Here is a 5,504-nt window from a genome sequence, read left to right as displayed (position 1 = left end):
CGCACCCGGGCCGGGCAGCCGATGGCCGAGGCGTTCGCCGTCGCGGCGGATGCGCCGGACGTCGTCGCGGTGGGGGTGAACTGTTGCGCCCCCGCCGAGGTGCCGGACGCCGTGGCGAGCGCGCGGGAGGTGACCGGCAAACCGGTCGTGGCCTACCCGAACAGCGGCGAGGGCTGGGACGAACACCGCCGCGACTGGACCGGCCCCGCCCGCTACCACCCCGGTGACGCCCACACCTGGCTCGCCGCCGGCGCCACCCTCCTCGGCGGCTGCTGCCGCGTCCTCCCCACCGACATCGCCCGCCTCGCCGAAGTGGTCACCCCGGCTGTGCCGTGAAGGGCACTTTCCCTGCATGTGACGCAGTGAAAGTGCCCCTCGCTGCGCTGAGCGCAGGGGAGGTGCCCTTCACGGCAAACCCCCGGCACCCCCGTTCAGGTGGGGTGGGGCGGTCGGGTTGCCGGGGACGGCGACACACAGCAGAGTGCAGGCGAGGTCGGGGTACGGCCGGTGTGTGTGCCGCGAGAGGAAGGGGGTCGGGTCCATGATCTCAGCACTCGACACGAATTCGGCGCTCGATCCGGACACCGAGTACGTGGTGCTGTGCGGTGCGGACCACGAACCCGTCGGGTTCGCGCCGAAGGCGGAGGTGCACCACGAGCACACGCCGCTGCATCTGGCGTTCTCCTGCTACGTCTTCGACCGCGCGGGTCGTCTGCTGGTCACCCGGCGGGCCCGGGCGAAGAAGACCTGGCCGGGTGTGCGGACGAACTCCTGCTGCGGCCATCCCGGGCCGGGTGAGGCGCTTCCCGACGCGGTGGCCCGCAGGCTCACCGACGAACTCGGCGTCGTGGCGGACACGATCGAGCTGGTTCTGCCCGCCTTCGCCTATCAGGCGACCATGCCGGACGGCACCCGGGAGAACGAGGTGTGCCCCGTCTACCGGGCGACGGTGGCCGACCGGCCCGCCCTGCGCCCGGACCCGTCGGAGGTCGACGAGACCGGGTGGGTGTCCTGGACCGACTTCGTCGCCGAGGTGCGCGCGGACCCGTCGGCCGTGTCACCGTGGTGTTCCCGGCAGGTCGGCGTACTGCACCGGCTGGGGCCCGACCCGCTGCGCTGGCCGGTCCCCGACGACACCGAACTGCCCTCGGCGGCCCGGGAGCCCCTCGCCCCGCGCGGGTGACCTCCCCGCGGGGCCGCGGCGGCACACCGCTCAGCCGAGGGGCAGGGTCCGCGGGGTGTACTGCACGCTGATCCAGTGGTCGGTGGTGAACTCCTCGATCGCCCACTCGCCGCCGAACCGGCCGAGCCCGGACGCCTTCTCCCCGCCGAACGCGGTGTTCGGGTCGTCGTTGACCGTGGTGTCGTTGACGTGGGTCATGCCCGCCCGCACCTGCTGCGCGAACCGCACGCCGCGCTCGATGTCGGTGGTGTGGACGGCGCTGGAGAGCCCGTACTCGGTGTCGTTGGCGAGCTGGAGCGCGTGCCGCTCGTCGTCGGCGCGCACCACGGTGCCCACCGGCCCGAACACCTCCTCCGCCGCGGTGGCGACCCGGTTGGTGCCCACCAGCAGGTGCGGGGGCAGCACCAGCCCGGTCGGGCCGAGCGGGTCCCCTCCCACGACGAGCCGTGCGCCGTCGTCGACCGCGCGGGAGACCTTCTCCCGCACCTGGGCGAGCTGGCCGCCGTTGACGATCGGCCCGACCTGGGTCTCCGTGTCCGTGGGGTCGCCCGGACGCAGGCTCCGGACCCGCTCGGCGAACCGGTCGACGAACCCGTCGTGCACCCCGGCGTCGACGATCACACGGTTGGTGGCCATGCACACCTGCCCCTGGTGGACGTAGGAGCCGAACACGGCCGCGTCCACGGCGCCGTCGAGGTCGGCGTCGTCGAGCACCACCAGCGGGCCGTTCCCGCCGAGCTCCAGCGCGCACCGCTTGAGCGGTGCCTTGCGCGCGATGTTCTCGCCGACCGGGGTGGATCCGGTGAACGAGATCACCTGTGGGACGTCGTGGGTGACCACGACGTCCCCGATCTCGGAGCTCTTCCCGACCACGACGTTGAGCAGCCCCGGGGGGAGTCCGGCCTCCTCGTACAGCTTCGCCAGCAGCAGCCCCCCGGTCACCGGGGTGTCCCCCGCGGGCTTGAGCACCACCCCGTTGCCCACCGCCAGCGCGGGTGCCACCGACCGGTTGGACAGTTGCAGCGGGAAGTTCCACGGACTGATCACCGCGACGACGCCGACGGGTTGCCGGTAGACGCGGTTCTCCTTGCCGGGGATCGTGCTGGGCAGGATCCGCCCCGCCACCCGGGAGGGGAACGACGCGGCCTCCGCCAGGACACCCCGCACGAGGTCGACCTCGAACTCGGCCCGGAAGCGCACCGCCCCCGCCTCGGCGATCAGCCACTCCACGAACTCCCGGCGGCGCTGGTCCAGAAGCTGGATCGCGCGCAGGAAAACCTCGGTGCGTTCGCCCGGGAGGCGGGCGGCCCACTCCGCCTGCGCACCCCGGGCGGCCCGGTAGGCACGGTCCACGTCCTCGGTCGAGGCCAGGGGGATCTCGGTCAATACCTCGCCGGTGTAGGGGTTGGTGTCCGCCGCCACCGACTCCGACTCGCCCGCCCGCCACTCACCGCCGATCGGCATGCGCTCGAAGCCGGTGTACGGGCGCGGAGCCTGTCCTGGGGAGTTCATCGACGCTCCTTCGCTCGCCTGTCGTGCCCGGTCGGGAGTACCCGTGGGCGCGGGCGGACAACCGGCGGCGTCGAGCGGCTACTCGCGGAGGGCGGCGAGAACGGCGTTCTCGAAGTGGGCGACGTGGCCGGTGGCGATCTCGGCGGCCTCCTCGCCCTCGCCCTCGATGATCGCGTGCAGCATGCGCTCGTGTTCGGCGACGTGCCGCGGCATGCCCTGCAGCCGGGTGAGGAACAGGTACCAGATCCGCAGGGTGAGGTTGTAGTAGTGGTTCAGCGTGGCTTCCAGGTACCGGTTCCGGGTGCAGTGGTAGATCGCCCGGTGTATCTCGGTGTCCAGCCGCATCAGGTCCACGTCGTCGCGTTGCGGGCTGATCCGGTCGGCCAGCGCGGCCAGCTCGGCCCGCTCGGCGTCCGAGGCCCGTGCGGCGGCGCTGCGGGCCGCCTGTCCCTCCAGGTGCCTGCGGACCTCGGCGATGAGCCCGTGGTCGGTGATGTTGATTTCGGTGGCGAACGTGCCGCGCCGGGGATAGATCACCACGAGGTCCTCGGCCTGCAGCCGCTTGATCGCCTCGCGCAGCGGGGTGCGGCCGACCTGGATGCCGCGGGAGAGCCGCTCCTCGTTGATCGGTGACCCCGGCGGGATCTCCAGGGTGACCAGCATGTCCCGCACCGTCGTGTAGGCGTGCTCGGACAGCGACCGGCCCGCGTGCCCGCCGGCGACGGCGGAACTGTTGACTCCGGAATCCACGGGGTCCTACTGTAGACGACACGCTGATATATCAGACGTCGACCAGTATTCGATCAGCTGTTCATCAGTCGCCGACCGGCCTCGGCGACCCGGCTCCGTACTCCCCCGCTGCTGTGCAAGCCCGAACGGAGGTTCTCGATGACGCCTCGCACCCCCGGTGCCGACCTGCCGGACCATCCGGCGCGGCTCTGGGACTCCCCGGAGCCGAAAGCGTCCTACGACGTGGTGATCGTCGGTGGCGGTGGGCACGGCCTGGCCACCGCCTACTACCTGGCCGTCAACCACGGCATCACCAACATCGCCGTGCTCGAACGCGGGTGGCTGGCCGGCGGGAACATGGCCCGCAACACCACGATCATCCGCTCGAACTACCTCTGGGAAGAGAGCGCCGGCCTCTACGAGCACTCGCTGAAGCTGTGGGAGGGGCTGGCCGACGAGCTCGACTACCCGTTGCTGTTCTCCCAGCGCGGGGTGCTGAACCTCGCGCACTCACTGCAGGAGGTCCGCGACGCGGTCCGCCGGGTCGAGGCGAACAAGCTGGGCGGCATCGACGCGGAGTGGCTGGATCCCGCGCAGGTGTCCGAGGTCTGCCCGATCCTGAACACCTCTGAGGACCTGCGCTATCCGGTCCTCGGGGCGACCTGGCAGCCGCGGGCGGGCATCGCCAAGCACGACCACGTCGCCTGGGGCTTCGCGCGTGCGCTCGACCGCATGGGTGTGGACCTGATTCAGAACTGCCCAGTCACCGGATTCGAGCGGGTCGGCGACCGGGTCGTCGGGGTGCGGACCCCACGCGGCACGATCCGGGCGGGCAAGGTGGCGCTGGCGGCGGCGGGCAGCACGTCCGTGCTGACCGACGACCTCGGGCTGCGGCTGCCGATCCAGAGCCACCCGCTGCAGGCGCTGGTCTCCGAGCTGCTCGAACCCGTGCACCCCACCGTGGTGATGTCCAACGCGGTGCACGTCTACGTCAACCAGGCGCACAAGGGCGAACTCGTCCTCGGCGCGGGCATCGACGCGCACAACTCGTACGCCCAGCGCGGGTCGTTCCACACCATCGAGCGGGAGCTCACGGCGGCCGTGGAACTGTTCCCGATGTTCTCCCGCGCCCACGTGCTGCGCACCTGGGCCGGTGTCGTCGACGTGACCCCGGACGCCTCGGCGATCATGGGGCGCACCCCGTTCGACGGCCTCTACGTCAACTGCGGTTGGGGCACCGGCGGCTTCAAGGCCACGCCCGGGGTGGGCTGGTGCTACGCCCACACGATCGCCCACGACGAGCCGCACCCGCTCAACGCCCCGTTCGGCCTGGAGCGGTTCACCACCGGCGCACTGATCGACGAACACGGCGCCGCCGGTGTCGCGCACTGAAGGAGTCCGACGATGATACTCATTCCCTGCCCGTGGTGCGGGCCGCGCAACGAGACCGAGTTCCACTACGGCGGCCAGGCCGACGTCCGCTACCCGGACCGGCCGGACGCGGTGTCCGATGAGGACTGGGCACGGTTCCTCTTCTTCCGGGACAACCCGCGGGGTGTGTTCACCGAGCGGTGGTCGCACCAGGCGGGCTGCCGCCGCTGGTTCACCGTGCGCCGGGACACCACCACCAACGCCATCGAGCCCGACGACGACCCACACGCAGCAGAGGCGGTGACGAGGTGAGCGACGAGTTCCGGCTCGCCGACCGGGGGCGCATCGACCGGGACCACCCGGTCCGCTTCCGCTTCGACGGCGACGCCTACGAGGGATACGCCGGCGACACGCTCGCCTCGGCGCTGCTGGCCAACGGCGTCCACACGGTGGCCACCGGGATCCGGTACGGCCGTCCGCGCGGCATCATGGCCGCCGGTGTGGAGGAGCCGAACGCGCTGGTGCAGATCGAGGCGCCGTTCCCGGAGCCGATGCTGCCCGCGACGACGGTCCCGCTGCGGGAGGGGCTGGAGGCCACCGGCCTGCCCGGCCAGGGGCGGCTCGCGACCGAACCGGACCCCGCCCGCTACGACGGGACGTACGCCCACTGCGACGTCCTCGTCGTCGGGGCGGGCCCCGCCGGGCTGGC

Annotated in this window: 7 protein-coding genes; 5 read left to right on the top strand and 2 right to left on the bottom strand. The window is 72.0% G+C overall.

Features of this window, described 5'->3' with window-relative positions; all coding sequences use genetic code 11:
* Both SACHA_RS19835 and idi read left to right on the top strand, forming a co-directional pair.
* The coding region (locus SACHA_RS19835; protein ID WP_019806757.1) for a homocysteine S-methyltransferase family protein at positions 1 to 336 on the top strand (336 nt) is incomplete at its 5' end.
* A 205-nt stretch (positions 337 to 541) separates the two neighbouring features.
* Positions 542 to 1,183, top strand: a complete 642-nt coding sequence (gene idi, locus SACHA_RS0101880; RefSeq protein ID WP_019806754.1) for an isopentenyl-diphosphate Delta-isomerase — start codon at positions 542 to 544, stop codon at positions 1,181 to 1,183.
* 30 nt (positions 1,184 to 1,213) lie between these two features.
* On the opposite strand, the gene SACHA_RS0101875 is transcribed toward idi, so the two are convergent.
* Together SACHA_RS0101875 and SACHA_RS0101870 are read right to left on the bottom strand one after the other, a co-directional pair.
* Positions 1,214 to 2,695 carry an aldehyde dehydrogenase family protein gene (locus SACHA_RS0101875; RefSeq protein ID WP_019806752.1) on the bottom strand — a complete coding sequence of 494 codons (1,482 nt, stop codon included), beginning with the start codon at positions 2,693 to 2,695 and terminating at the stop codon, positions 1,214 to 1,216.
* A 78-nt stretch (positions 2,696 to 2,773) separates the two neighbouring features.
* Positions 2,774 to 3,445, bottom strand: coding sequence for a GntR family transcriptional regulator (locus SACHA_RS0101870; RefSeq protein ID WP_019806751.1), 672 nt, complete (start codon positions 3,443 to 3,445; stop codon positions 2,774 to 2,776).
* A 138-nt stretch (positions 3,446 to 3,583) separates the two neighbouring features.
* On the opposite strand from SACHA_RS0101870, the gene SACHA_RS0101865 reads away from it, so the two are divergent.
* From SACHA_RS0101865 to SACHA_RS25900, 3 genes are all read left to right on the top strand, one after another.
* A complete protein-coding gene (locus tag SACHA_RS0101865; RefSeq protein ID WP_019806750.1) occupies positions 3,584 to 4,816 on the top strand; it encodes a sarcosine oxidase subunit beta family protein in 1,233 nt (410 codons plus the stop codon).
* A 12-nt stretch (positions 4,817 to 4,828) separates the two neighbouring features.
* On the top strand, positions 4,829 to 5,107 hold the full coding sequence (locus SACHA_RS0101860) for a sarcosine oxidase subunit delta (RefSeq protein ID WP_019806749.1): 279 nt from the start codon (positions 4,829 to 4,831) through the stop codon (positions 5,105 to 5,107).
* A partial coding sequence (locus SACHA_RS25900; RefSeq protein WP_039737597.1) for a 2Fe-2S iron-sulfur cluster-binding protein occupies positions 5,104 to 5,504 on the top strand: 401 nt, incomplete at its 3' end. The genes SACHA_RS0101860 and SACHA_RS25900, both read left to right, overlap by 4 nt.

This window comes from Saccharomonospora halophila 8, assembly GCF_000383775.1.
Taxonomy (GTDB): Bacteria; Actinomycetota; Actinomycetes; order Mycobacteriales; family Pseudonocardiaceae; genus Saccharomonospora; species Saccharomonospora halophila.
This window is presented reverse-complemented; position numbering and strand designations above follow the sequence as displayed.